The 24,196-nt window shown below is 73.5% G+C and carries 21 protein-coding genes; 14 read left to right on the top strand and 7 right to left on the bottom strand.

What is annotated here, in order from left to right; translation table 11 throughout:
- Positions 1 to 129 precede the first annotated feature (129 nt).
- Both sucC and sucD read left to right on the top strand, forming a co-directional pair.
- Positions 130 to 1,308, top strand: a complete 1,179-nt coding sequence (sucC, locus tag IE311_RS19010) for an ADP-forming succinate--CoA ligase subunit beta (RefSeq protein WP_189832910.1) — start codon at positions 130 to 132, stop codon at positions 1,306 to 1,308.
- Positions 1,309 to 1,327: 19 nt separating this feature from the next.
- Positions 1,328 to 2,212, top strand: coding sequence for a succinate--CoA ligase subunit alpha (gene sucD, locus IE311_RS19005; RefSeq protein ID WP_189832909.1), 885 nt, complete (start codon positions 1,328 to 1,330; stop codon positions 2,210 to 2,212).
- A 152-nt stretch (positions 2,213 to 2,364) separates the two neighbouring features.
- On the opposite strand, the gene IE311_RS19000 is transcribed toward sucD, so the two are convergent.
- Positions 2,365 to 3,855 carry a helix-turn-helix domain-containing protein gene (locus IE311_RS19000; RefSeq protein WP_189832908.1) on the bottom strand — a complete coding sequence of 497 codons (1,491 nt, stop codon included), beginning with the start codon at positions 3,853 to 3,855 and terminating at the stop codon, positions 2,365 to 2,367.
- 119 nt (positions 3,856 to 3,974) lie between these two features.
- Here IE311_RS19000 and IE311_RS18995 point away from each other — a divergent pair, with 119 nt between their 5' ends.
- Entirely contained in the window at positions 3,975 to 5,633 is a 1,659-nt protein-coding gene (locus tag IE311_RS18995; protein ID WP_189832907.1) for a cell division protein PerM, read from the top strand.
- Between the two features lie 73 nt (positions 5,634 to 5,706).
- Here IE311_RS18995 and IE311_RS18990 read toward each other — a convergent pair whose 3' ends face one another.
- A complete protein-coding gene (locus IE311_RS18990) occupies positions 5,707 to 6,486 on the bottom strand; it encodes a hypothetical protein (RefSeq protein WP_189832906.1) in 780 nt (259 codons plus the stop codon).
- A gap of 262 nt (positions 6,487 to 6,748) precedes the next feature.
- Here IE311_RS18990 and purN point away from each other — a divergent pair, with 262 nt between their 5' ends.
- Positions 6,749 to 7,378, top strand: coding sequence for a phosphoribosylglycinamide formyltransferase (gene purN, locus IE311_RS18985; protein ID WP_189832905.1), 630 nt, complete (start codon positions 6,749 to 6,751; stop codon positions 7,376 to 7,378).
- Positions 7,353 to 8,918, top strand: a complete 1,566-nt coding sequence (gene purH / locus IE311_RS18980; RefSeq protein ID WP_189832904.1) for a bifunctional phosphoribosylaminoimidazolecarboxamide formyltransferase/IMP cyclohydrolase — start codon at positions 7,353 to 7,355, stop codon at positions 8,916 to 8,918. The genes purN and purH overlap by 26 nt, the downstream gene beginning before the upstream one ends.
- 149 nt (positions 8,919 to 9,067) lie before the next feature.
- Here purH and IE311_RS18975 read toward each other — a convergent pair whose 3' ends face one another.
- Positions 9,068 to 9,937, bottom strand: coding sequence for a protein kinase domain-containing protein (locus IE311_RS18975; protein WP_189832903.1), 870 nt, complete (start codon positions 9,935 to 9,937; stop codon positions 9,068 to 9,070).
- Between the two features lie 444 nt (positions 9,938 to 10,381).
- Here IE311_RS18975 and IE311_RS18970 point away from each other — a divergent pair, with 444 nt between their 5' ends.
- Positions 10,382 to 11,836, top strand: coding sequence for a DUF2079 domain-containing protein (locus tag IE311_RS18970; RefSeq protein WP_189832943.1), 1,455 nt, complete (start codon positions 10,382 to 10,384; stop codon positions 11,834 to 11,836).
- A 77-nt stretch (positions 11,837 to 11,913) separates the two neighbouring features.
- Here IE311_RS18970 and IE311_RS18965 read toward each other — a convergent pair whose 3' ends face one another.
- A complete protein-coding gene (locus IE311_RS18965; RefSeq protein WP_189832902.1) occupies positions 11,914 to 12,510 on the bottom strand; it encodes a hypothetical protein in 597 nt (198 codons plus the stop codon).
- 251 nt (positions 12,511 to 12,761) lie between these two features.
- Between IE311_RS18965 and IE311_RS18960 the strand changes: the two genes are divergently transcribed.
- The 7 genes from IE311_RS18960 (at position 12,762) to IE311_RS36740 (ending at position 20,338) form a co-directional block, all read left to right on the top strand.
- On the top strand, positions 12,762 to 13,622 hold the full coding sequence (locus tag IE311_RS18960; protein ID WP_189832901.1) for a bifunctional methylenetetrahydrofolate dehydrogenase/methenyltetrahydrofolate cyclohydrolase: 861 nt from the start codon (positions 12,762 to 12,764) through the stop codon (positions 13,620 to 13,622).
- 1 nt (position 13,623) lies between these two features.
- The gene (locus IE311_RS18955; protein ID WP_189832900.1) at positions 13,624 to 14,196 is read left to right on the top strand and encodes a DUF3017 domain-containing protein; all 573 of its coding nucleotides are present in this window, start codon (positions 13,624 to 13,626) and stop codon (positions 14,194 to 14,196) included.
- A gap of 223 nt (positions 14,197 to 14,419) precedes the next feature.
- Positions 14,420 to 15,487 (top strand): helix-turn-helix domain-containing protein, encoded by a 1,068-nt coding sequence (locus IE311_RS18950; RefSeq protein ID WP_189832899.1) that lies wholly within the window; start codon positions 14,420 to 14,422, stop codon positions 15,485 to 15,487.
- 336 nt (positions 15,488 to 15,823) lie between these two features.
- Positions 15,824 to 16,813: a malate dehydrogenase gene (locus IE311_RS18945; RefSeq protein ID WP_189832898.1), complete on the top strand. Its 990-nt coding sequence runs from the start codon at positions 15,824 to 15,826 to the stop codon at positions 16,811 to 16,813.
- A 247-nt stretch (positions 16,814 to 17,060) separates the two neighbouring features.
- Positions 17,061 to 18,848, top strand: a complete 1,788-nt coding sequence (locus IE311_RS18940) for a hypothetical protein (protein ID WP_229902011.1) — start codon at positions 17,061 to 17,063, stop codon at positions 18,846 to 18,848.
- Positions 18,841 to 19,242, top strand: a complete 402-nt coding sequence (locus IE311_RS18935) for a hypothetical protein (protein ID WP_189832896.1) — start codon at positions 18,841 to 18,843, stop codon at positions 19,240 to 19,242. The genes IE311_RS18940 and IE311_RS18935 overlap by 8 nt, the downstream gene beginning before the upstream one ends.
- Position 19,243: 1 nt before the next feature.
- Positions 19,244 to 20,338, top strand: coding sequence for a hypothetical protein (locus IE311_RS36740; protein WP_229902010.1), 1,095 nt, complete (start codon positions 19,244 to 19,246; stop codon positions 20,336 to 20,338).
- 157 nt (positions 20,339 to 20,495) lie between these two features.
- Here IE311_RS36740 and IE311_RS18925 read toward each other — a convergent pair whose 3' ends face one another.
- Together IE311_RS18925 and IE311_RS18920 are read right to left on the bottom strand one after the other, a co-directional pair.
- Complete coding sequence (locus IE311_RS18925; RefSeq protein ID WP_189832895.1) at positions 20,496 to 21,269, bottom strand: isocitrate lyase/PEP mutase family protein; 774 nt, start codon at positions 21,267 to 21,269, stop codon at positions 20,496 to 20,498.
- Complete coding sequence (locus tag IE311_RS18920) at positions 21,266 to 21,793, bottom strand: carboxymuconolactone decarboxylase family protein (RefSeq protein ID WP_189832894.1); 528 nt, start codon at positions 21,791 to 21,793, stop codon at positions 21,266 to 21,268. Before IE311_RS18920 ends, IE311_RS18925 begins: the two co-directional genes overlap by 4 nt.
- A 46-nt stretch (positions 21,794 to 21,839) precedes the next feature.
- On the opposite strand from IE311_RS18920, the gene pdxR reads away from it, so the two are divergent.
- Positions 21,840 to 23,282 carry a MocR-like pyridoxine biosynthesis transcription factor PdxR gene (gene pdxR, locus IE311_RS18915; RefSeq protein ID WP_189832893.1) on the top strand — a complete coding sequence of 481 codons (1,443 nt, stop codon included), beginning with the start codon at positions 21,840 to 21,842 and terminating at the stop codon, positions 23,280 to 23,282.
- Between the two features lie 34 nt (positions 23,283 to 23,316).
- Here the strand turns inward: pdxR and IE311_RS18910 are convergent, their stop codons facing one another.
- Positions 23,317 to 24,162, bottom strand: a complete 846-nt coding sequence (locus IE311_RS18910; protein WP_189832892.1) for a hypothetical protein — start codon at positions 24,160 to 24,162, stop codon at positions 23,317 to 23,319.
- Positions 24,163 to 24,196: the final 34 nt, after the last annotated feature.

Raw genomic sequence — 24,196 nt, 5'->3', positions numbered from 1 at the left:
CTGCGAGACGGACATGCCGCGTCCACGGTCACCGTGTGCGCCTCCCTTGTGACAGCGCAGTCACGTTGCCCTTCGCGGCACGCCCACGCAGACAACGAACCGCGATCATCAGAAAAGGGACGGACGCGCGTGGACCTGTTCGAGTACCAGGCGAGGGATCTCTTCGCCAAGCACGGAGTACCGGTGCTGGCCGGTGAAGTCATCGACACGCCTGAGGCCGCGCGCGCCGCGACCGAGCGCCTCGGCGGCAAGTCCGTCGTCAAGGCCCAGGTGAAGGTCGGTGGCCGCGGCAAGGCCGGCGGCGTCAAGCTGGCCGGCGACGCGGACGAGGCCGTCGCTCGCGCGACGGACATCCTCGGGATGGACATCAAGGGCCACACGGTCCACAAGGTGATGATCGCCGAGCTGTCCCCGGAGATCGAGGCGGAGTACTACGTCTCGTACCTCCTCGACCGCACCAACCGCACCTTCCTGGCCATGGCCTCGGTGCAGGGCGGCATGGACATCGAGGAGGTCGCGGAGAAGACCCCCGAGGCCCTCGCGAAGGTCCCGGTCAACGCCGTCGACGGCGTGGACATCGTCAAGGCCCGCGAGATCGTGGCCCTGGCGAAGTTCCCGGCCGACGTGGCCGAGGGTGTCGCCGAAGCCCTGGTGACCCTGTGGAAGACCTTCGTCGCCGAGGACGCGCTCCTCGTCGAGGTCAACCCGCTGGTGAAGACCAAGGACGGTCGCATCCTGGCGCTGGACGGCAAGGTCTCGCTCGACGAGAACGCCGACTTCCGCCAGCCCGAGCACGAGGCGCTCGAGGACAAGGCCGCAGCCAACCCGCTCGAGGCTGCCGCCAAGGCCAAGAACCTCAACTACGTCAAGCTCGAGGGCGAGGTCGGCATCATCGGTAACGGTGCCGGTCTGGTCATGTCGACCCTGGACGTCGTCGCGTACGCCGGTGAGAACCACGGCGGCGTGAAGCCGGCCAACTTCCTCGACATCGGTGGCGGCGCCTCCGCCGAGGTCATGGCGAACGGCCTGGAGATCATCCTGGGCGACCCGGACGTCAAGTCCGTGTTCGTCAACGTCTTCGGTGGCATCACCGCCTGTGACGAGGTCGCCAACGGCATCGTCCAGGCCCTGGAGCTCCTCGCCTCGAAGGGCGAAGAGGTCACCAAGCCGCTGGTCGTGCGCCTCGACGGCAACAACGCGGAGCTGGGTCGCAAGATCCTGTCGGACGCGAACCACCCGCTCGTGCAGCGTGTGGACACCATGGACGGCGCGGCCGACAAGGCCGCCGAGCTCGCGGCTGCGAAGTAAGGGACGAGGTCAGAACACCATGGCTATCTTCCTGACCAAGGACAGCAAGGTCATCGTCCAGGGCATGACCGGTGCCACGGGCATGAAGCACACCAAGCTCATGCTGGGTGACGGCACCAACATCGTCGGTGGCGTGAACCCGCGCAAGGCCGGCACGTCCGTCGACTTCGACGGCACCGAGGTCCCGGTCTTCGGCTCCGTCGCCGAGGCGATGAAGGAGACCGGCGCCAACGTCTCGGTCCTCTTCGTGCCGCCGGCCTTCGCGAAGGCCGCCGTGGTCGAGGCGATCGACGCCGAGATCCCGCTGGCCGTCGTCATCACCGAGGGCATCGCCGTCCACGACTCCGCCGCCTTCTGGGCGTACGCGCAGGCGAAGGGCAACAAGACCCGCATCATCGGCCCGAACTGCCCCGGTCTCATCACCCCGGGCCAGTCCAACGCCGGCATCATCCCGGGCGACATCACGAAGCCGGGCCGCATCGGCCTGGTCTCGAAGTCCGGCACGCTGACGTACCAGATGATGTACGAGCTCCGTGACATCGGCTTCTCGTCCGCCGTCGGCATCGGTGGCGACCCGGTCATCGGCACCACGCACATCGACGCCCTCGCGGCGTTCGAGGCGGACCCCGACACCGACCTGATCGTCATGATCGGTGAGATCGGCGGCGACGCCGAGGAGCGTGCGGCCGACTTCATCAAGGCCAACGTCACCAAGCCGGTCGTCGGCTACGTCGCGGGCTTCACCGCGCCCGAGGGCAAGACCATGGGCCACGCCGGCGCCATCGTCTCCGGCTCCTCCGGCACCGCCCAGGCGAAGAAGGAGGCCCTCGAGGCCGCCGGCGTCAAGGTCGGCAAGACGCCGACCGAGACGGCCAAGCTGGCGCGCGCGATCCTCGCGGGCTGATTTCGGCAGTAGCCGTACGGCAGCTGTTCAGCCGCACAGCAGCCGCACGGCCGCTGTCGTACGCGAGAGGGCCCCGCTCCCCGTCCGGTCACCCGGGCGTTCCCGGGGCCCTCTCGCGTACGCGGGTACACGATCTTGTGCGTACGCCGGCCCTACTCGACCGCGGGGACCAGCCGCTCCGGGCCCGGGTTGGGGCCCGACCGCAGCTTGTCGCGGAGCTCCAGGTCCTCCGTGCGGAGCTTCTGCGGGCCGCCGCGCACCGGGACGCCGTTGACGGTCTCGCCGGGGGCGTTCACCGGGATGTACCGGGTCGGGGCGGTCGCCGCCGTGAAGCCGGTGACGCCGATGAGGACCGCCGTCACCCCGAGCACCGCACGCGTCCACGTCCGCGAGCGCCGTTCGCTGCCCGTCCGGACCGTGCGGGCCGCCGGGAGCGCCGTCGTCGGCGCCTCCGTGACCAGCGTGGTCAGGCGCCGGTGCAGGTCCTCCGGCTCGGCGAGCTCGGGGATCCGCCGCCCGATGACCGTGCGGGCGTGCAGCAGCCGGTTGGCTGCGGCAGGGGTGCTCGCCTCGGTCTCGGCCGCCGTCTCGGGCAGGTCGAGGCCGAGTCCGTCGTAGAGCAGGACGGTACGGCGGTACGCCGGCGGCAGTTCGAGCAGCGCGGTGAGCAGCGCCCGCCGGTGCGCCTCGGCCGGCGGCGAGTCGGGGTGCTTGTGGGCGCGGCGCAGCCGGTGCCAGGGGGAGAGGGCGTACTCGTACGCCGTCGCCCGCACCCAGCCCACCGGGTCGGCGTCGACGGCCACCTCGGGCCAGTGCTCCCACGCGTGGTGGAAGGCGTACTCGACGGCCTCGTGGGAGAGCCGCCGACGACCGGTCAGCAGATACGTCTGGTGGACGAGACCGGGTGCGGCCTGGGCGTACAGCGCGTCGAAGGCCTCTTCGGGGGTGCGGCCCGGCACGGCGGGGGGCCCCGCCGGTTCGGGTGCCCACGCGGGCCGAGGGGCGTGCGCCGGCTGAGGGGCGCGCGCGTCGGCGGACGCCGGTTTCAGGCGCTCCTGCGGCCTCGCGGGGCCTTTGCGGGCGGGGCCGGGGGCGATGGCCGGAGAGGGGGAGGGCGCCCTCGGCGGCTTCGCGGCCCGCTTGACGGCGGCCTTGGGCCGGACGCCTGCCGCCGGGGCCTGCGGCGGTGCCGGTGCGTACGGCTGCGCGTGCGCCTGCGGCTGGGGCTGCGCGTGCGCCTGGGCCTGCGGCTGCCACGGGGCGGCCGGGGGATGGGGTTGGGCCTGCGGCTGCGCCTGGGCGGCCTGCACCTGGGCGGCCTGGGCCTGCGTCTGCGCCTGCGCCTGCGCTTGTGGCGCGCCCTGAGCCTCCGCCTGTGGTCGTGTCCGTTCCTGTGTGTGCGGCCGTTCGGGTGAGGGCGCGTCGTCCGGCTCGTATGAGCCGAGCAGCTTCGCGTACGCCTCGCGCTTGCGGCCCCGGGGCGCCGAGCGCCCGGTTTCCCATGCCTTGACCGTGGCCTTCGTGACGCCCATGGCCTCGGCGACCTGCTCCTCGCTCAGGGCGAGGGCCTCACGCAACCTGCGCCGCTCCTTCGGGGTCGGCAGGGTGACGGAGGGTGCGGAATCCGCTGTGCTCCGGCTCATCGGTGTCGACCTCCCGCAGAGCTGCTCTGGGCGGAAAAGTACATAAACGTATCTTGAGCGACACAACGGAGGTTTGCCTGTTACGCGGCAAAAGCGCGTGTCGTTGGGAGCATGGCCCCGTGACCCATGTGACCGAGCACCCTCTGGTCCAGGGCGGCCGTTCCGCCGCGCTCGCCACCGCCTGCGTCCGCGGCGGGGTCGCCGCCGGACTCGGTCTCGGCGCCCTCGCGGTCCTGGTGATCGCCGCCTGGATCAGCTCCCCGTACCCCGACAGCGGCGCCGGGGGAGCCCTGCACCTGGCCGCCGGGCTCTGGCTGCTCGCCCACGGCGTCGACCTCGTCCGTACGGACACCCTGTCCGGCCTCCCCGCGCCCCTCGGCGTGGTCCCCATGCTCCTGGCCGCCCTGCCCGTCTGGCTCGTCCACCGGGCCGCGCGCGACACCCTCGACACCGGTGACGAGGGCGACCGGCCCCGCCCGTCCACCGGCGCGGCCGTCGCCGCCGTGGCCGGGGGGTACCTCCTGGTCGCGGCCGCGACCGTCGCCTACAGCGGGAGCGGCCCGCTGCCCGCCGACCTGATCACCGCCGGGCTCTGGCTGCCGGCCGTGGTCCTGGGCGCGGCGGGCACGGGCGCCTGGACGGCGCTCGGCCGCCCGCTGCCCGGACAGCGCCAGACGGCCGCCGCCCTGCGCGCGGTGGGGCTCGGCCTCGTGACGCTCTTCGGCGGCGGCGCGGTGGCCGCCGCGGTCTCGCTCGCCCTGCACGCGCGCCAGGCACAGGCCGCGTACACGGGACTCGTGGGGGAGTGGTCGGGGAGCGTGACGGTGCTGCTGCTCGTCCTCGCGCTGCTGCCGAACATGGCCGTGTGGGGAGCCGCGTACGGTCTCGGGCCCGGCTTCACCCTCGGTACGGGGGCGATGGCGACCCCGCTGGGCCTGGCCGGCGATCCGGCCGTGCCGCCCTTCCCGCTCCTCGCCGCACTGCCCGCCGAGGGGCGTGGCACCTGGCTCCACTGGGCGGTCGTCGCGGTCCCGCTGGCCGCCGCCGTGCTCCAGGGCCGGCGCCTGGGACGTTCGGCGGGGAACTGGACGGCCCGCGACACGGCGCTCACGGCGCTCGGCGCGGCCTGGGGGTGCGGGGCGGCCGTCGCCGTCCTCGCCGGCGCCGCGGGCGGCCCGCTCGGCACCGGCCGACTGGCCGCGTTCGGCCCGGTGTGGTGGCAGGCGGGCGCGGCGACGGTCCTCTGGGGCGCCTGCGTCGGGGTGCCGGTGTCCTTGGGAGTACGGGCCTGGGGCCGCCGGGCGCTGCGCCCGAAGCGGAAGCGGAAGCCGGTGCCGGTGCCGGTGGTCGCGGGGGAGGAGTCCGGGGCTGTGTCCGGGGCGGTGTCCGGGGCGACGGACGCGCCCTCGCCCGTGCTCTCGGCCGTCCCCGCGGCCTTGAAGGGACTTCTCTCCGGTCTCGTACCGGCGCCCGGGGCCGTGCCCCCGCCCGTACCGGGTGCTCCGGGGGCCGGACAGACACAGCCGCGCCCTTCGGGAACGGTCCCCGAGCCCGCCCCCGCCCGGGTGGGCTCGGACGCGGGTTCCGGTCCGGGGGGCGACCCCGACCCGGACGGCGACCGGTACGGCGATCCGTACGGCGACGGGTACACGGACCACGGCGGCGGGTACACGGACCCGTACGACGACTCCGGCTTCGAGCCCTACGACTACCTTCCGGCGGCCTGGGAGCCGGCCTCCTCGCCGCCACCGGCCCCACGGGCCCCGACGGCCGACTAGGCCGGCCGGGGAGCCCCGGCCGGCCTAGTCGGGACCGTTGCCCCCGAGCCTTCTCCCGCGCCTGCCGCCGCACCTACTCCCGCACCCCGAAGCCCGCGCGGAGCGGCTTCGGCAGGAGGTCGTTGCAGGCCAGCTGGCCCGCGTGGGTGAGGGCGTCGTCGCGGCACTCGTAGAAGTCGCTGTAGACGAGCTGCATGGTGAAGCCCACCGCGACGATCATCAGCGCCACGCTCGCCGCGACCAGACCGCTGATCGCGGCCGTCCGCATCGAGCGGAGCGGGACCGCCGTGGCGCCCTGCCCCGAAGGCCGTCCGGCGGGCTGCCCCGGCGTCTGCCCGGCGGCCGGTCCCGAGGGCTGAGACGCCTGCCCGGGTGCCGGCTGTGATGTCGGCGACAGCGCGTCGGCCGGCTTCGGCTTGGCGCGCAGCGAGCTGATCGCCCAGTAGAGACCCAGGGCGCCGAGCAGCAGCGCCAGTTCCGGGATCTCGAAGATGGCGAAGAAGAAGGCCCACATGCCCGCGAGGATCGCGTACCGCGCACGCCGCTGCGCCGGGTCCGTCGGGTCCCAGCGGAGCCCCTTGCCGCCGGGCGCGCCCTGACCGGGGCCTCCCTCGGGGCCGCCCTGGCCGCCCCCCTGGCGCTCGGGACCACGGCCGAAGCCGCCGTCCGAGGGGCCCGGCTGCCTGGGGCTCCAGCGGCCGTCGGACGGCCCCGACGAGCCCGAAGCCCCGGAAGCACCGGACGTCTCGTCGTCCGGGCCCTCCGGTCGCCGCGGCTGCCACGGCTGGTCCGGCCGGCCCTCGGGCGGCGGAGCGAACGGGTTGTTGTCCTCCGTGGACTGGCGTTCCGGCATCTGCTGAACGTCTTCCCTCTGTCGTCACGACCACGGCCGCACCCGTGGTCTCCGCTGCTGTCTCGTCCGCCGCTGTGGCTGATCGTCTGCTGATCGTCAGGCGTCGGACCCTGACGCTACCGCCCTGCTCCGCCCCCGTCCCGTGGGGGCCGTCCGGTGTGCCGGTATCGTTGCTGACGGTCGAGCCATTCGTAGGGTTCCCCGTATCGAGCGGCACGATTCGTTCGTATGACCGTACAAACACCACGGAAAGAGTGACCCAGTGGCTGCCGCCCGCCTCGTCGTCCTGGTCTCCGGTTCCGGTACCAATCTTCAGGCCCTGCTCGACGGCATCGCCGCGGACCCCGAGGGGTACGGCGCGGAGATCGTCGCCGTCGGCGCCGACCGTGACGGGATCGCCGGTCTGGAGCGCGCCGAGCGTGCCGGACTGCCGACCTTCGTGTGCCGGGTGAAGGACCACGCGACCCGCGAGGAGTGGGACCGCGCGCTGGCCGAGGCCACCGCCGCGTACGAGCCCGACCTCGTCGTCTCGGCCGGATTCATGAAGATCGTCGGCAAGGAGTTCCTCGCCCGCTTCGGCGGCCGGGTCGTCAACACCCATCCGGCCCTGCTCCCCAGTTTTCCCGGTGCCCACGGGGTGCGTGACGCCCTCGCCTACGGCGCGAAGGTCACCGGGTGCACCGTCCACTTCGTCGACGACGGTGTCGACACCGGCCCGATCATCGCCCAGGGCGTGGTCGAGGTGCGGGACGAGGACGATGAAGCCGCTCTGCACGAGCGCATCAAGGAAGTCGAGCGCTCGCTGCTCGTCGACGTCGTGGGGCGCCTCGCCCGGCACGGCTATCGCATTGAGGGACGAAAGGTTCATGTCGGTGAACACGGACACCGTTAAGCCCATCCGCCGCGCGCTGGTCAGCGTCTACGACAAGACGGGGCTCGAAGAGCTGGCCCGCGGTCTGCACGAGGCCGGTGTCGAGCTCGTCTCCACCGGCTCCACGGCCGGGAAGATCGCCGCCGCGGGCGTGCCGGTCACCAAGGTCGAGGAGCTCACCGGCTTCCCCGAGTGCCTGGACGGCCGCGTCAAGACCCTCCACCCGCGCGTGCACGCCGGCATCCTCGCCGACCTGCGCCTGGAGTCGCACCGCGAGCAGCTCGCCGAGCTCGGCGTGGAGCCCTTCGACCTGGTCGTCGTGAACCTCTACCCGTTCAAGGCGACCGTCGCCTCCGGCGCCACTCCCGACGAGTGCGTCGAGCAGATCGACATCGGCGGCCCGTCCATGGTCCGCGCCGCGGCGAAGAACCACCCGTCCGTGGCCATCGTCACCAGCCCCGAGCGGTACGCCGACGTGCTCGCCGCCGTCCAGGCCGGCGGCTTCGACCTGACCGCCCGCAAGCGGCTCGCCGCCGAGGCCTTCCAGCACACCGCCGCGTACGACGTGGCCGTGGCCGCCTGGTTCGCCGACGACTACGCCGCCGCCGACGACTCGGGCTTCCCCGACTTCCTGGGCGCCACGTACGAGCGGAACAACGTCCTGCGCTACGGCGAGAACCCGCACCAGGGCGCCGCGCTGTACGTCGACGGCACGGGCGGCCTCGCCGAGGCCGAGCAGCTGCACGGCAAGGAGATGTCGTACAACAACTACACGGACACCGACGCCGCGCGCCGGGCCGCGTACGACCACACCGAGCCCTGCGTCGCGATCATCAAGCACGCCAACCCGTGCGGCATCGCGATCGGCGCCGACGTCGCCGAGGCCCACCGCAAGGCGCACGCCTGCGACCCGCTGTCCGCGTTCGGCGGCGTCATCGCCGTCAACCGCCCCGTCTCGGTCGCCATGGCCGAGCAGGTTGCGGAGATCTTCACCGAGGTCATCGTCGCCCCGGCGTACGAGGACGGGGCCGTCGAGGTCCTCGCCAAGAAGAAGAACATCCGTGTGCTCAAGGCCGAGGGCGCCCCGAGCAACCCGGTCGAGGTCAAGCCGATCGACGGCGGAGCGCTCCTCCAGGTCACCGACCGCCTCCAGGCCGAGGGCGACGACCCGGCCAACTGGACCCTGGCGACGGGTGAGGCCCTCTCCGCGGAGGAGCTCGCCGAGCTCGCCTTCGCCTGGAAGGCCTGTCGCGCGGTCAAGTCCAACGCGATCCTGCTCTCCAAGGACGGCGCCTCGGTCGGCGTCGGCATGGGCCAGGTCAACCGCGTCGACTCCGCGAAGCTCGCGGTCGAGCGGGCGGGCGAGGAGCGGGCGCGCGGTTCCTACGCGGCCTCGGACGCCTTCTTCCCCTTCCCGGACGGCCTGGAGATCCTCACCGCCGCCGGTGTGAAGGCGGTCGTGCAGCCCGGTGGGTCGATGCGTGACGAGCTGGTGATCGAGGCGGCGACGAAGGCCGGAGTGACGATGTACCTCACGGGGACGCGCCACTTCTTCCACTGAGTCGTACGGACGACGGGCGGCCCGTCGGTACCCCTGGGGTGCCGGCGGGCCGCCCGTTTTTTCGTACGGGCCGGTGCTTTTTCCTGACGGGCCGGCGTCCGTCCGTACGGGCCGACGCTTGCCGTACGGGCCGGTGCAGGCCCCCGGCCTCAGCAGTCCGTCGCCCAGATGTGCGAGGCGATCGGCCGGGCGAGGGCGAGGTCGCGGCGGGCGCCCTTCGGTACGCAGCCGAGCGCGCCCTCGAAGTCGTTCGCCGCGAAGTAGGCGACGTGGACGAAGCCCTTCGGGTCGGCGCCGCCGTTGTTGAACACCGAACGCGGGGCCTCCTTCCGTGCCCAGCCGCACGCCCGGTCCCCCTCGGACCACACGGCGTCGTCGTGCTCCCATGCGCACATCTCGCCCCGGCCGCCGCTCCCGGAGAAGAAGCAGACGAAGCGCGGCGCGCACCGCTCGTACCCGGCCGCCGCGGAGGCGGGCGGCTCGTCCGGCCCGTTCAGGAACGTGCTCAGGCCGAGGCCCGTCGCCGTGAGGGCGGCCAGAGCGGCCAGGGCGGCCACGAGCGGTGACACCCGTCGTCCGGGGGGACGCCCTCGGCGGCGCGGCGCCCCTCCGGCGGCGGCCTCCCGGACCCGGCGCAGCAGGGACGCCGCGTCGTGGGCGGCCCGCTCCTCGTGCGTACGGCTCAGACAGTCCGCGACGATCTCCCGCCAGGCGGGCGGGAGCCCGGGGGAGAGCCGCAGTTCCTCCTCCCCTCGCGCGTACCGCACGGCCGCGTCCCGGCGCGCCGTCGGCGTGCCGCCGGGGAGCGGAAGGGAGCCGGTGAGGACGAGGTGGGCCAGGACGCCGTAGGCCCATACGTCGGAGCTGGGGCGGATCCGGGTGCCCCGGACGCCGACCTCGGACCAGAGCAGTTCGGGCGGGCTGTAGTCGGGGGTGGCGAAGCCGGGGGCGTAGGCGTGGGTCCCCTCCAGTTCGCTCGCCGTGCTGAAGTCCCCGAGCCGGACGTCGCCGTCCTGCATCAGCAGGACGTTGCCGGGTTTGAGGTCGCCGTCGCGCCGCGTACACGCTCGCGAACGCCCCCGCCCCCAGCGGTCGCTCGACCGTCCAGACGCCGACGCGGTAGCCGGCCGGCACGGTCAGCGGAAAGCCGCTCACCGCGGGCGGTCGGCGGCGGGTGTGCAGTCTTTCGCCGGGCGCCGGCCGGACCTGTTCTCCGGGGGTCGCGGCCGGTGTGGGCACCACGATGATGCTGTACATGACGCTTCCCTTCCCCGGGGTCCGCGCCGTCAGGCCGGAAAGGGGCGGCGAACGAGTGCAGTACGTCACCTCCGTGCCCGCGCCGCGACGGGGGCCGCACGGGGACCGCGGGAGGCCCACCGCCCCCGTCGGTGAGGGATCCGCCGATCGGGTGGACTCTGGTCTAATGAGTTGCTCTTTTGTCGACCACTGGTAGTGGGGGCGTGGTGTTGGACGTACAGAACAGGTCCGCCGAGGAGGCCGTCACCGGCTCTCCGGGCGCCGCCGCCACCGAGTCGCCGGAAGCCCTTCCGCCGGCCCCGCTCCGCCCGTACCTGATCCTCGCGGTCGTCCTCTGCGGTCTGTACTTCCTCTACTCCTGGGTCCAGTACGCGCACTTCCGCACCCCGTCCTGGGACCTCGGGATCTTCGGGCAGTCCGTCCGGGCGTACGCCGAGTTCAGGGCCCCGATCGTCGACATCAAGGGCCCCGGCTTCCACATACTCGGCGACCACTTCAGCCCGGTCACCGCGCTCCTGGCACCGCTGTACTGGATCTGGCCCTCGCCGGTCGCCCTGCTCTTCGGCCAGGCCGCGCTGTTCGCCTCCGGTGCCGTCGTCGTCGGCCGCACCGCCCAGCAGATCCTCGGCAGCCGGGCCGCCGGCATCGGGCTCGCCCTCGCGTACGGGCTCTCCTGGGGGCTCCAGGAGGCGGTGAAGTCCGACTTCCACGAGATCGCCTTCGCCGTCCCGCTGCTCGCCCTGACCTGCCGCGCCCTGCTCCTCGGGCGCTGGACCGCCGCCGTCGCCTGGTCCGCCCCGCTCGTCCTCGTCAAGGAGGACATGGGGCTGACCGTCTCTATGGTCGGCGCGGTCCTCTTCCTGAAGGGGCAGAAGCGGCTCGGCGCGGCCCTGGCCGGCTTCGGCGCGGCGGCCTTCGCGCTGACGGTCCTCGTCCTGATCCCGGCGGCGAGCCGGGTCGGCCAGTACGACTACTGGTCGAAGATCGAGAAGACCGGGCAGGGCACCGAGACCTCCTTCGCGCAGGTCGTCGGTGACGCCCTCGCCTCGGGCGAGCGGTGGGAGATGGTGGTCTTCCTGCTCGCGATCACCGGCTTCCTCGCCCTGCGCTCCCCGTTGATCCTGCTGGTCCTGCCCACGCTGGGCTGGCGCTTCCTCTCCCAGGACCCCAATCACTGGGGCATGCACTGGCACTACAGCGCCATCCTCATGCCGGTGGTGTTCCTGGCCCTGGTGGACGGCGTCCGCTCGGTCCGCACCTCACCGCGCGCGTGGCTCGTCTCGTACGGGAGGGTCGTCGTCCCGGTCGCGACGGCGGTCGCGCTCGTGCTCGCCTGGAATCTGCCGCTGCGGGAGCTGGCGAAGCCGGAGACGTACCGGACGGACGTCCGGGCCGAGCAGGCGCGGGCGGCGGTGGAAGCGGTGCCGGAGGGCGTGAGCGTGGAGGCGGACGTCTCGCTCCTCGCCCACCTCACGGCGGACCACCGGGTCTACTGGGTGGGCACCTCGAAGGGCGCCACCCCGGACTACCTCGCCTTCGACCTGCGCGGCTGGTCGCAGCAGGTCACGGATCCGGAACAGCTGGCTTCGCAACTGCATCCGGAAGCGCGGTACGAGATCACCCACCGCTCCGACGGCTTCGCGGTCCTGAAGCGGGTCTAGCGGGTCTAGCGGGGCCGGCGGGGTGGACATGGCTGGGGCCCGGTTCCGTACGGAACCGGGCCCCAGCCATGAGTGGATCAGTACTGCTGCTTGTTGCGGTTGAACCAGGCCGAGCCGTCCGACTTCGCCACGAAGACGATGCACAGGACGGCCAGGGCGAGGCCCACGATGCCGAGGGGCAGCGAGAAGAGGCTGAACAGCACGCTGATCGAGGAGTAGACGATGGTGCCGATCCGGACGCCGTTGCCGCCGGAGCGGAACTTGGCGGCGAGCACCATGCCGAAGGCGGCGAAGATCAGCGAGAAGATGCCGAGGCCGATCAGGATGCCCTGACCCAGGTCGGCGAAGGCGTCGACATCGGCGGACGAGGCGCCGGACTTCTCCAGCTCGCTGTCGATCGCGAAGGACATGCCGATCACGGCGAGGCCGCCGATGACGTTGAACGCGGCGCTGATCCACAGCATGACGCGCGCGGCCTTCACACCACCGGGCATCTCCATGGCCACGCCCGGGTAGCCACCGCCACCGTACGGAGAGATCGGCGGTGCCGCGGGGTAGCCGTAGCCCTGCTGCGGGGGCACGCCCTGGGGGGCCTGCTGCGGGTAGCCGTAGCCGGGCTGCTGGCCCTGACCCTGCTGCTGGCCGTACGGGTTGTTCGGGTCGCCGAAGCTCATCGCGGGTTTCCTCCGTGAAATTTCTCTGTGCGGGGACGACGCGGCCCGCGCGGAGGACTTTTCACGGGATGTGAGCGGATTCCCCCCGGCACTTTCCGCGGTACTTCGCCGATCATCGTGGTCGCAACGCCGACTTTTTGTCCAGTCGATACGCAGCGCAGTTGTGCAAGTGCAACCTGTCGTTCCGTGTGACGGGCCGCCCGGCGCGAGCGAATTGGAACAAGGCGGGGGTCATCCGGGAGGATGTCTCCATGAGCGCCCAGATTCTCGATGGCAAGGCCACCGCAGCCGCGATCAAGTCCGATCTGACCGTCCGTGTGGCGGCCCTCAAGGAGCAGGGCATCACACCGGGACTCGGTACCGTCCTGGTCGGCGACGACGCCGCCAGCCAGAAGTACGTGGCGGGCAAGCACCGCGACTGCGCCCAGGTCGGCATCGCGTCCATCCAGCGTCACCTTCCGGCGACCGCCACGCAGGAGGAGATCGAGGCGGTCGTACGCGAGCTCAACGAGGACCCGACCTGCACCGGGTACATCGTCCAGCTCCCGCTGCCGAAGGGCATCGACGAGAACCGCATCCTGGAGCTGATGGACCCGGCCAAGGACGCCGACGGTCTCCACCCGACCAACCTCGGCCGGCTCGTGCTCAACGAGCCCGCCCCGCTGCCCTGCACCCCGAACGGTGTCATCACGCTGCTCCGCGCGCACGGTGTGGAGATCAACGGCGCGGAGGTCGTGGTCGTCGGCCGCGGTGTCACGATCGGCCGCCCGATGCCGCTGATCCTCACCCGCCGCTCCGAGAACGCGACCGTGACCCAGTGCCACACCGGCACCCGGGACCTCTCGGCGCACCTGCGCAACGCCGACATCATCGTCGCGGCGGCCGGTGTGCCGCACCTGATCAAGCCGGAGGACGTGAAGCCGGGCGCGGCCGTCCTGGACGTCGGTGTCTCGCGCAACGGCGAGGGCAAGATCCTCGGCGACGTGGACCCCGGTGTCGCCGAGGTGGCCGGCTGGATCTCCCCGAACCCCGGCGGTGTCGGCCCGATGACCCGTGCCCAGCTTCTCGTCAACGTCGTCGAGGCCGCCGAGCGCGCGGCCGCGGCGCTCTGACGTGACCTCCGGAACCCCGGACGGGGCGGACGAGCTGTCGGGCGATGTGAAGGCTTCCGGTTCCGCCGCGGCCGCCGCCCCCCCGGACGCGGGGTCCGCGTCCGCCTCCGTCGGCGACTCGGCGGAGGCTTCCACCGGTGCCGTGGACGGCCCCTCCGCCGGAGCCTCCCCCGGTGGCCCGCGGAGGCGGCCGCCCACCGTCACGACCGGTACCGCGCGTCCCGAGGGCGGCGGCCGGGCGGCCCCCGGCGACGCCCCCGCGCCCGCCCGTCAGTGGCCGCTGCTCACCGTGCTCGGCCTCGCCGGACTCGGTCTGCTCGTGGTGGGCACGGACGTCGTCCCGCAGGCCTTCCGGATCGGGACGATCCTGGTCGGGGTCGCCCTTCTCGTGGGGGCCGTGATGCGCCGGGTGCTGCCCTCGGTGGGCATGCTCGCCGTGCGGTCCCGCTTCACGGACATGATCACGTACGGCGTGATGGGTGGCCTGATCGTGCTGCTCGCGCTCATGGTGCAGCCGAGGCCCTGGCTCAGGATCCCGTTCCTGGAGGACGTCCTCCACCTCACGGTCACCTAGCCCGGATCGTACGGACGCGGCGCCCGCCCTCTCCCCCGTGGGAGGGCGGGCGCCGCTGTGATCAAGGGTCATGTACGTGCCAAGGCTGGTTCAAGGCCCGACGGTGCGCTGTGGCACGGAAGTGACCATTCCGCTACCTCGGCTCCGCATCCGGGGCGCGCATCGCCCCCGGACCTGCCATCCTTCGGGAAGCAGGGGAGGGCACGGGACAAGGGGGCCGCACATGCCTGGCTGGAAGTCGCTGCCGGACGAACTCGACCCGGACGTCCGCGCGTTCACCGAGCGGCTCCGTCGGCTGATCGACCGCAGCGGCCTCGGCGTGACGGCCGTGGCCGAACGCACCGGACACGAACGGTCGGCGTGGGACGCGTATCTGAACGCCCGTCTGCCCGCCCCCCGGGCCGCCGTCGTGGCACTCGCCGAGGTGACCGGAACCGACCCGGCGGGCCTCGCGACCGACTGGGAGCGCGCCCGCGCCGCCACCCTCGTCCGGCCCGAGGACGGCGACGGCGACGGTCACGGCGACGGCGACGAGGGTCCCGGGGTCACCGGCGACGGCCGTGCACCCGGAACCACCGACGGCCGTGCACCCGGCGACGGCCCCGATCCCCGTGGCCCCGGCGACGACCGCACCATGGAGATCCGGCGCCTCGACCGGCCCCGCCCGGCAGGGACACCGGTCCCCGACGCCGCCCCGCCCCCGCCCCGTACCCCGGCGCCCGACTCCCCCCGTACTGCCGGGCCCCCCACCCGTACCCCCGACTCCCGCCGCCGCGGTGTGCTCCTCTACGCCGCCGGGATCGTCGGCGCCCTGCTCGTCGTCACGGCCGCCCTGCTCCTCGTCGACCTCGGGGGTTCCGACGGCGAGGACGACCCCGTGGCCGCCCCGCCCGCCACCACCGCCCCACCCGCCACGAAGCGCGCCTCCCTTCCCCCGGGAGTGAACTGCTCGGGACCCGACTGCACCGGCCAGGACCCGGAGGCCATGGGGTGCGGCGGCCCCCTCGCCACCACCGTCGCCGTCGCCCGCGTGGGCGGCGCCCGGGTCGAGGTCCGCTACAGCGAGACCTGCGCGGCCGCCTGGGCCAGGATCACCGGGGCCGCGCCCCGGGACACCGTCACCGTCGAGGCCGGGGAGACCGTGCGGCGCGCCACCGTCGCCCCGGGGACCGACACGGCGACGGTGGAGACCGACGCGTACACGCCGATGGTCGCCGTCGACTCCGGCGCCGCCGCGAAGGCCTGCGGGCTGCTCGCGGACGGGAACGAAGGCTGCACGGAGGACCGGTAGCCGCCCGGACGAGAACCCGCGGGCACGTCGGCGGGGGCCGGTGGTCGCGCAGGTCGGAGCCGGTGGCCGCGCGGACGAAAGCCCGTGGGCACGCGCGTGTGCACGGGTCGACACGCGGACGTGAACCCGTGGGAGCGCAGGCGCCGTCGGGCCTCCGGGAGGGGGCGCGGAAGGGCGGCAGTGAGCCGGACCACAAGGGGGTGGGGATTCACCGGGGCCCGGGTCGGATAGCCTGACCGCTGGATATCTCTTCATGTCGAGACACCGATCGATCAAGAGAGCTATCCCGCACCAGGGGCAGGGACCCCCACCGCCAGCTGTCTTACGGAGATCGCCATGACCCGCACTCCCGTGAATGTCACCGTGACCGGCGCGGCCGGCCAGATCGGCTACGCGCTGCTCTTCCGCATCGCCTCCGGCCACCTGCTCGGCGCGGACGTGCCGGTCAAGCTGCGCCTCCTCGAGATCCCGCAGGGCGTGAAGGCCGCCGAGGGCACCGCCATGGAGCTCGACGACTGCGCGTTCCCGCTGCTCAAGGGCATCGACATCTTCGACGACCCGAACCAGGGCTTCGAGGGTGCCAACGTCGCGCTGCTCGTCGGCGCCCGCCCGCGTACCAAGGGCATGGAGCGCGGTGACCTGCTCGCCGCCAACGGCGGCATCTTCAAGCCGCAGGGCAAGGCCATCAACGACCACGCCGCGGACGACATCAAGGTCCTCGTCGTCGGCAACCCGGCCAACACCAACGCCCTGATCGCCCAGGCCGCCGCCCCGGACGTGCCGGCCGAGCGCTTCACCGCGATGACCCGCCTGGACCACAACCGCGCGCTCTCGCAGCTCGCCGCCAAGACCGGCGCCTCGGTCGAGGACATCAAGCGCCTCACCATCTGGGGCAACCACTCGGCGACCCAGTACCCGGACATCTTCCACGCGGAGATCGCCGGCAAGAACGCCGCCGAGGTCGTCAACGACGAGGCGTGGCTGGCCGACACCTTCATCCCGACCGTCGCCAAGCGCGGCGCCGCGATCATCGAGGCCCGTGGCGCGTCCTCCGCCGCCTCCGCCGCGAACGCCGCCATCGACCACGTCCACACGTGGGTCAACGGCACCGCCGCCGGCGACTGGACCTCCATGGGCATCCCGTCGGACGGCTCGTACGGCGTCCCGGAGGGCCTCATCTCCTCCTTCCCCGTCACCACCAAGGACGGCAAGTACGAGATCGTCCAGGGCCTGGACATCAACGAGTTCTCCCGCACCCGCATCGACGCGTCCGTGGCGGAGCTCGCCGAGGAGCGCGACGCGGTGCGCGAGCTCGGCCTCATCTGAGACCGAACTCCGGCTCCACGCCCCGGCGTGATGCCCCGGCACCGCGCACCGGCTCCGTGCCGGGCGTGACGCCCCGCTCCACAAGACCCGGCGCCCCCGGGCCGTACGACCGACCGTACGGCCCGGGGGCGCCGTCATGCCCCGGCTCTCCCTGCCGACACGGAACCCCCACCTCCCCTATGCTGTCCCACCGGTTCACGGACAAGTGAGTCGTAAACGTGGACAGTTACACACCTTCGGGGGAGTTTTGGCGCAGTCGTTCTTACCTCAGCAGCCGGGTGAACCACCCCACACACCACCGCCCCACAACCCACCGCCCGGCGCACCTCCCGGCGGCCCGTCGGCCGTCGACCCGCGCCGGCTGCCCGCCTCCAGCGAGGCGACCCGGCTCCTCTGCGCCGGCACCTACCTCGACGACGGGTTCCGCGACGCCGTCATCGACCAGCTGTACGTCCACGAGGAGCGCTTCGCCGCCCCCTCGCTCGGCTACGACGCGAGCCGCGTCCTCGCCCACGCGCTGCGCGCCCGCCGCGTCGAACTCGCCTGGGCCGCCGGCATCCTCGCCCTCTGGATCGTCGCGCTGCCGCTCACCAAGGGCCTGATCGCCCTGCTGATCGTGCCGTTCCTGGTGCTCGGTCTCGCCCGCTGGGTCAGGGGACGCTCCGCCGCAGCGCCCGTCTACCGCGTCGTCGGGGCCTTCCTGCTCCGCTGGTACGGGCGGCTGATGCTCCTCCAGTCCGCCGTGCTCCTCCTCGTCCTCGCCCTCGGCGACGAGGAGTCCGGCTACGAGTTCCTCGGCGACACCGCCGAGGCCGGCCAGTTCGTCGGCCTCGCGGTCGAACTCGCCGCCCAGGAGATCTGGGGCATCGGCAAGCTGGAGGTGTGGATCACCGTCGCCGTGCCGTTCCTGGTGGCCTGGGCGGTGGCCACCCAGCGCGGCCAGTTCGCCCGCGCGCTCACCGAGGAGCTGTCCAGGGGCCGCTTCCCCGACCTGGGTTCCGACCCCGCCGAGCGGACCGAGGGTGTCCGGTCCCGGCGCCTGCGCGACCGGATCCGCCTCGAACAGCACGCGCGACTCGTCATGTACGGGGTCGACGACCCGTTCTGCGGAGCCGGCGAGCCGTACGAACCCTGGTCGCTCTCCGTGGAGCTGCGCCCCCGCGAGGACCTCGCCGACGGGGCGCCCGAACCGCTCGACAACAGCGCCGTCATGCGGCACGTCGTCCCGCTCGTGGAGGCGCTGCGCGTGCCCTCGCCGCACGGCTCGCCGGAGCTCCAGGCCGCCGTCCGCGACCGGCTGCGCGAGCTGGAGATCGACGAGGTCGTCTTCCTCCCGGTGGACGGGCTGCCGGCCCGCACCGCCGCCCCGTACAGCCCCGAGGGCTTCGAGACGCACCGCTCGGGCGCCATCGAGGAGGGCGGCGAGACCCGCCGGCACTTCCTGCGCATCCGGGTCGGCGGCTGGGGCGAGGAGATCGTCACCACCGTCTTCGTCCGTGTCCACACACAGGGCGGCATGCTGATGCTGGAGGTGGCCCCGCACGTCCTCCGGCCGGTGAAGCCGCTCTACCGCTACGCCGACCGGATCGCCCACCGCTACCGGCACAACCACTCCTTCGGCAAGGCCGTCTGGGCCCTCGGCCAGACCCCGCGCTCCGCCGGGCAGGCCCTGGTCACGCTCGGGCGCTCGCTCGGCCACGCCTGGCGGCTGCTCACCGCGGGACACGCCAACGCGCTGCCCGAGGGGCCCGAGGTCTCGGTCCGCGAGCTCGGATCCGACGACGAGGCCTCCCTCTTCCAGGAGATGGACGTCAGCCGCTACCTGAAGAGCGTGCAGGACCGGGTCGCGAACGGTGTGACGGTCGCGCTCCGCGAAGCGGGTTACGAGACCGCCGAGTTCGAGCAGAAGATCGTCCACGTCGCCGAGGGCGGCACGTTCATCGAGAACACCAAGGGCAACGTCACCCTCGGCAACCACAACACCGTCACCAGCAAGACCTTCACCACCGCGACGACCGGAGGCAATCGTGGCTGAGACCGGGCACACCACCGACAACGGCGCCGGCGACCGCGCCCGTGGCGGCATCAACGTCACCAACACCGGCGGCAACGTCACCATCGGCGACCACAACACCGTCACCAGCACGGTGACCGGGACCGCGCCCGCCCGCGATCCGCGGCAGGAGGAACTGCTTCTGGCCGTCCGCCGGCTCCGCGCCGACCTCGGCGGGGTCGTCCCCACCGAGCAGACGGCCGCCCTGGACGCCGAACTCGCCGACGCCGAGGACGAGATCGAGGGCACGGGCCGGGCCGACACGGGACGGCTCACCCGGCTGCGCCGCGCTCTCACGGACGCCGGAGCGGTGACCGGGATCCTCGCCTCGGGCGTGGCCGTCGGGCAGGCCGTCGGCACGCTGCTCGGAGGGTGAGATGAGCGGCGACGGGGGCGGCGGGGGCGCGGCCCGCTGGAACGACGAGACACAGAGCTGGGAGACCGGCCCGGCGACGCCCGGACCCGTGGGGGGAGCCGGGGGCGGCCCCGTCGTGGGCGGGGTGCCCGGGCCCGCCGGGGAGGGCGCGGTGCGCGGCCCCGCCGCCCAGGAGCCGCCGACCGCCCCGGCGTCCGGTCCCGGGCCCTCATTGGTGAAGGGTGGGGCAGGGGGCGGCCCGGTCGTACCGCTGCCGCCCCCGCCCCCGCCGCAGTACACGCCGGGACCGGTGCCGGAGTACGACCCCGGGTACGCGCCCGCGTACCTGCCGGAGACGGGCGGCTGGCAGTACTCCACGCCCGGCGGCCCCGCTCCCGAGGCCCGGCCACGCGCGCGTGGCGCCGTCGCGGCGGGCGTCGCGGTGGCCGTCCTCGCGGCGGGCTCCGTGGGGGGCTGGCTGCTGTGGGGCCGCGACGACGGGGGGAGCCCGGCGGCGGGCGGCCCCCCGGCCTCCGTCTCGGCCCCCGACGAGCCGGGGGCCGAGACCACCGCCCCGACGTCCGGCTCGCCGTCGGACCCCTTGTCCGGTACGCCGTCGGACTCCGCCACGCCTTCCGGCACGGCCACCCCCACGGACGGCGCGCCCCCGGCCGGCTACGGGGTCGTGAAGGACCTCAAGGGCTTCACGATCGCCGTCCCCGACGGCTGGGACCGCACGGAGACCGACCAGGGCGTCTTCTACAACGCGCCCGACCGCCGGAGCCTGCTCCAGATCTTCGTCGTCACCGAGGCCGGTCTGACGCCGTACGAGGCCCTGCGCGGGGCCTCCGAGGACGGCCGGGCCACCAAGCCCGGGTACCAGGAGATCAGCCTCGAACGGGTCACCGGCGAACCGGACGCCCCGGCCGACTCCGCCGAGCTGGTGTACGCGTACACCCGGGACGACGGCAGCCGCCGCAAGGTCGTCGACCGGGCCTTCACGGCCGCGGACGGCAACCACTTCGCGATCCTGGTCGCCGGTCCGGAGAGCGACTGGCCCAAGCAGCGGGAATCCCTGAGCGTGGCGCTGAAGTTCTTCCGGCCCGGGGCGTACTGAGGGGCTCGACGCCCGCTGAGGGGCTCGGCGCCCGCTGAGGGGCCCGGGGCGTGCTGAGCGGCTCGTGCGTACGGGGCAGCTCGGGGCGGGACTTCGGTCCCGCCCCCGGGGCGTTCCGTCGTGGTGGCGGACCCGGCCCTTCGGCCCGGAGGGCCGCTCAGAGCACCCCGCCGCCCCGGAGCCGGAGCTTCGTCGCGAACGCCGACAGGTCGTCCCTCGCGCGCCGGAGCAGCCCGTCGCCGAAGGTGATCCGGGTCGCGCCGAGGCGACCGAGCGCGGCGAAGGACGGCCCGCCCGGGCCGGCCAGGGTGTTGATCGGGAGGGCGCCGAGGGCGTCGCGCAGGGCCGGGAGATCGGCGGACGGGGCCGCGATCGGGTAGACGCAGTCCGCGCCCGCCTCCGCGTAGAGCCGGGCGCGGGCGATCGCCGCCCCGACCGGATCGGGCGCCCGCCGGATGTACACGTCCACGCGGGCGTTGACGAAGAGGCCGGGCCCCGCCGCGGCCCGTACCTCCGCGAGCCAATCGGCCTGTTCCCGGGGGTCCTTGAGCCCGCCGGCCCCGTCGCTGTCCTCCAGGTTCACCCCGACGGCACCCGACTCCCGCACACGCTCCACCAGTTCGGCCGCGGGAAGCCCGTAGCCGCCCTCCAGGTCCGCCGTGACGGGCACGGAGACCGCGCGGGTGATGCGCCCCACCGCGGCGAACATCTCCGACGCCGGCGTCGCCCCGTCCTCGTACCCGAGGGAGGCGGCGATCCCGGCGCTCGGTGTGGCGAGCGCCGGGAATCCGGCCGCCTCGAAGGCCCGGGCGCTCACCGCGTCCCACGGGCCGGGCAGTACCAGCGGATCCCCGGCGGCCCGGCCCAGGTGGAGGGCGCGGAACCGACTCCCGGCCGTCCCGCCCGCGCCCCGGCCCCCGTCGCCGCTCACGCGGAGCGCGGGGTGTAGTGGCCGGGCGTCATCCGGGTGGTGACGGCGATCCGGTTCCACGCGTTGATGACGACGATCGCGCCGATCACCCGGGCGAGCTCGGTCTCGTCGAAGTGCGCGGCGGCGCGGGAGTACACCGCGTCGGGAACGAAGCCGTCGGTGAGGATGGTGACGGACTCGGTGAGCGCGAGCGCGGCGAGCTCCCGCTCGGTGTAGAAGTGCCGGGACTCCGCCCAGGCGGAGAGCTGCACGATCCGCTCGACGGTCTCGCCCTCCGCCAGCGCGTCCTTGCTGTGCATGTCGACGCAGAACGCGCAGTGGTTGATCTGCGAGGCCCGGATCTTGATCAGGTGGTACAGGGTCGGGTCGATGTCCTTCGCGGCCGCCGTCTCCAGGCGCAGCATCGCCCGGTAGAACTCGGGGACGCGCTCGGGGAAGGGGAGGCGAGGGGCGTGCTCGTGGGCGTACTCGGCTGCCGCGGGGGTGGCCGCGGTGGGCTCGGCGACGTTCGTGTGCGTGGTCATGTCTTCACCGTACGAGCGAGGTGGCACAGGAGTATGGTCCATTGGCATGGCGAACGAGTGGGCCACTTTCGGGGCCGATCTCCATCTGGAACTCCGGGGTCCGCGGCTGCGGGCGGGCCTCATGGACGCCCTGCGGGAGGCGGTGCGCAGCGGGCGTCTGGAGGCGGGCACCCGGCTGCCGTCCTCCCGGTCGCTCGCCGCCGACCTCGGGATGGCCCGTAACACCGTCGCCGACGCCTATGCCGAACTCGTCGCCGAGGGCTGGCTGACGGCCCGGCAGGGCTCCGGCACCCGGGTCGCCCGTCGCGCCGAGCCCCGCCCTCCGGCGCGCCCGTCCCCGGCCTCCTCGCCCGCGCTCGCCCTGCCCCGGTCCACCACGCCCGCGCACAACCTGAAGTCCGGCACCCCCGACCTGGCGTCCTTCCCGCGCGCGGAGTGGCTCAAGGCGTACCGGCGGGCCCTCACCGCCGCCCCGAACGAGGCCTTCGGGTACGGAGATCCGCGCGGCCGGATCGAACTGCGCACCGTCCTCGCCGAGTACCTCGCCCGCGCCCGGGGCGTCCACGCCCGGCCCGAGCGGATCGTCGTCTGCGCGGGCTTCGCGCACGGCCTGACGCTGATGGGTCAGGTGCTGCGGAGCCGCGGGGTGACGGACGTGGCGATCGAGTCGTACGGCCTCGATCTCCACGCCGACCTCCTCACCCGTACGGGACTCGGCACCCCGGTCCTGCCCTTCGACGAACGCGGCACCCGTGTCGAGGAGTTGTCGGACGGGTCGGGAGCCGGGCCCGGACCGGTCGGGGCCGTCCTGATGACGGCGGCCCACCAGTTCCCGCTGGGCGGCGCGCTGCCCCCGGACCGGCGGGCCGCGGTCGTCGACTGGGCGCGCGCCTCGGGCGGCCTCGTCCTGGAGGACGACTACGACGGCGAGTTCCGGTACGACAGACAGCCGGTGGGCGCGCTCCAGGGCCTCGACCCCGAGCGGGTCGTCTACCTCGGCACCGCGAGCAAGTCCCTCGCCCCCGGCCTGCGGCTCGCCTGGATGGTGTTGCCGGAGAGCCTGGTGGGCGAGGTGGTGGCGGCGAAGAGCGGCGCGAACCTGGTCCCCGGCGCGCCGGACCAGCTGGCGTTCGCGGAGTTCCTCGGCTCGGGGGCGTACGACCGGCACGTCCGGGCGATGCGGCTGCGCTACCGGCGGCGCCGTGACCAGCTGGTGGCGGCGGTGTCCGCGCACTCGCCGGAGACGAGGATCGGCGGGATCGCGGCCGGGCTCCACGCGGTCCTGACCCTGCCGCCCGGCACGGAGCAGGACGTCCTGCGGGCCGCCGCCTGGAACGGCCTCGCGGTCCAGGGCGTCAACCAGTTCCGCCGCCCCACCGTGCCGGCGACCCTGGACGGTCTCGTCGTCGGCTATGCGACACCCCCGGACAGCGGCTGGCAGGGCGCCCTCCGGAGCCTGTGCCGGGTGCTGCCCCAGGGGGTGTCGTGAGCCCGGGGTTCCAGACAGTACTTTCCGGGCACCCCTAGGCGGTGCCCGCGGCCACGGGCTTCCCGGCCGGGTCGACCTCCGGCGGCTCGCCGAAGCGGGCAAGGACCAGGGAGCCCGCCACCGCGACGGCGAAGCCCAGGATCGCCAGCCAGCCCAGGCCCTCGCGTGTGCGGTCGCCGAGCCAGACCACCCCGACGATCGCCGGGCCGACCGTCTCGCCGAGCACCGCGCCCGCCGTCGCCGTGGTCACCGAGCCGCGCTGGAGCGCCGAGGTCAGCAGGAGGAAGGCGGAGCCGCCGCCCACCAGCAGCGCGTACCAGACCGGGTCGGCGAAATCGATGCCGTCGATCAGGCGGACCGCGATCTCCACCACCCCGAAGCCGAAGCCCGCCCCGAGGCCGAGGACCAGTGCGCGGGGCTTCTCCGGCAGCCGGCCGCCCACGACGCCGAGCAGCAGCACCCCGAAGGAGATCCCGAGCAGCGCCCAGCGCATCCACTCCGAGCCGTCCCGGTGGCCCTCCTTCCCGGAGGCGAGGGCGAGCATCCCGAGCCCCAGGCAGACCACGGCCACGGCCGTCCACTCGATCCGGCGCAGCCGCACCCGCAGGACCCGGGAGGAGATGACCGCCGTGACCGCCAGGCTCGCGGCGAGCGCGGCGCCCACCGCGTAGATGGGCAGGGTCCGCAGGGCGATGATCTGGAGGACGAACCCCGTTCCGTCCAGGCCGAGTCCGACGAGATACCGCCACTGGCGCAGCGCCCGCCACATCAGGGTGACGTCGACGCCACCTCCGGTCCCCGGTGTCGCGGCGCGGGCGCCCATCGCCTGGAGAACCGAGGCGGCGCCGAAGCAGACGGACGAGGCGAGCGCGCAAATCATCCCTAGTAGCACGAAAAGACTCTAGGCGTTGCGG

It is taken from the genome of Streptomyces zaomyceticus (assembly GCF_014656215.1).
GTDB lineage: Bacteria > Actinomycetota > Actinomycetes > Streptomycetales > Streptomycetaceae > Streptomyces > Streptomyces zaomyceticus.
This window is presented reverse-complemented; position numbering and strand designations above follow the sequence as displayed.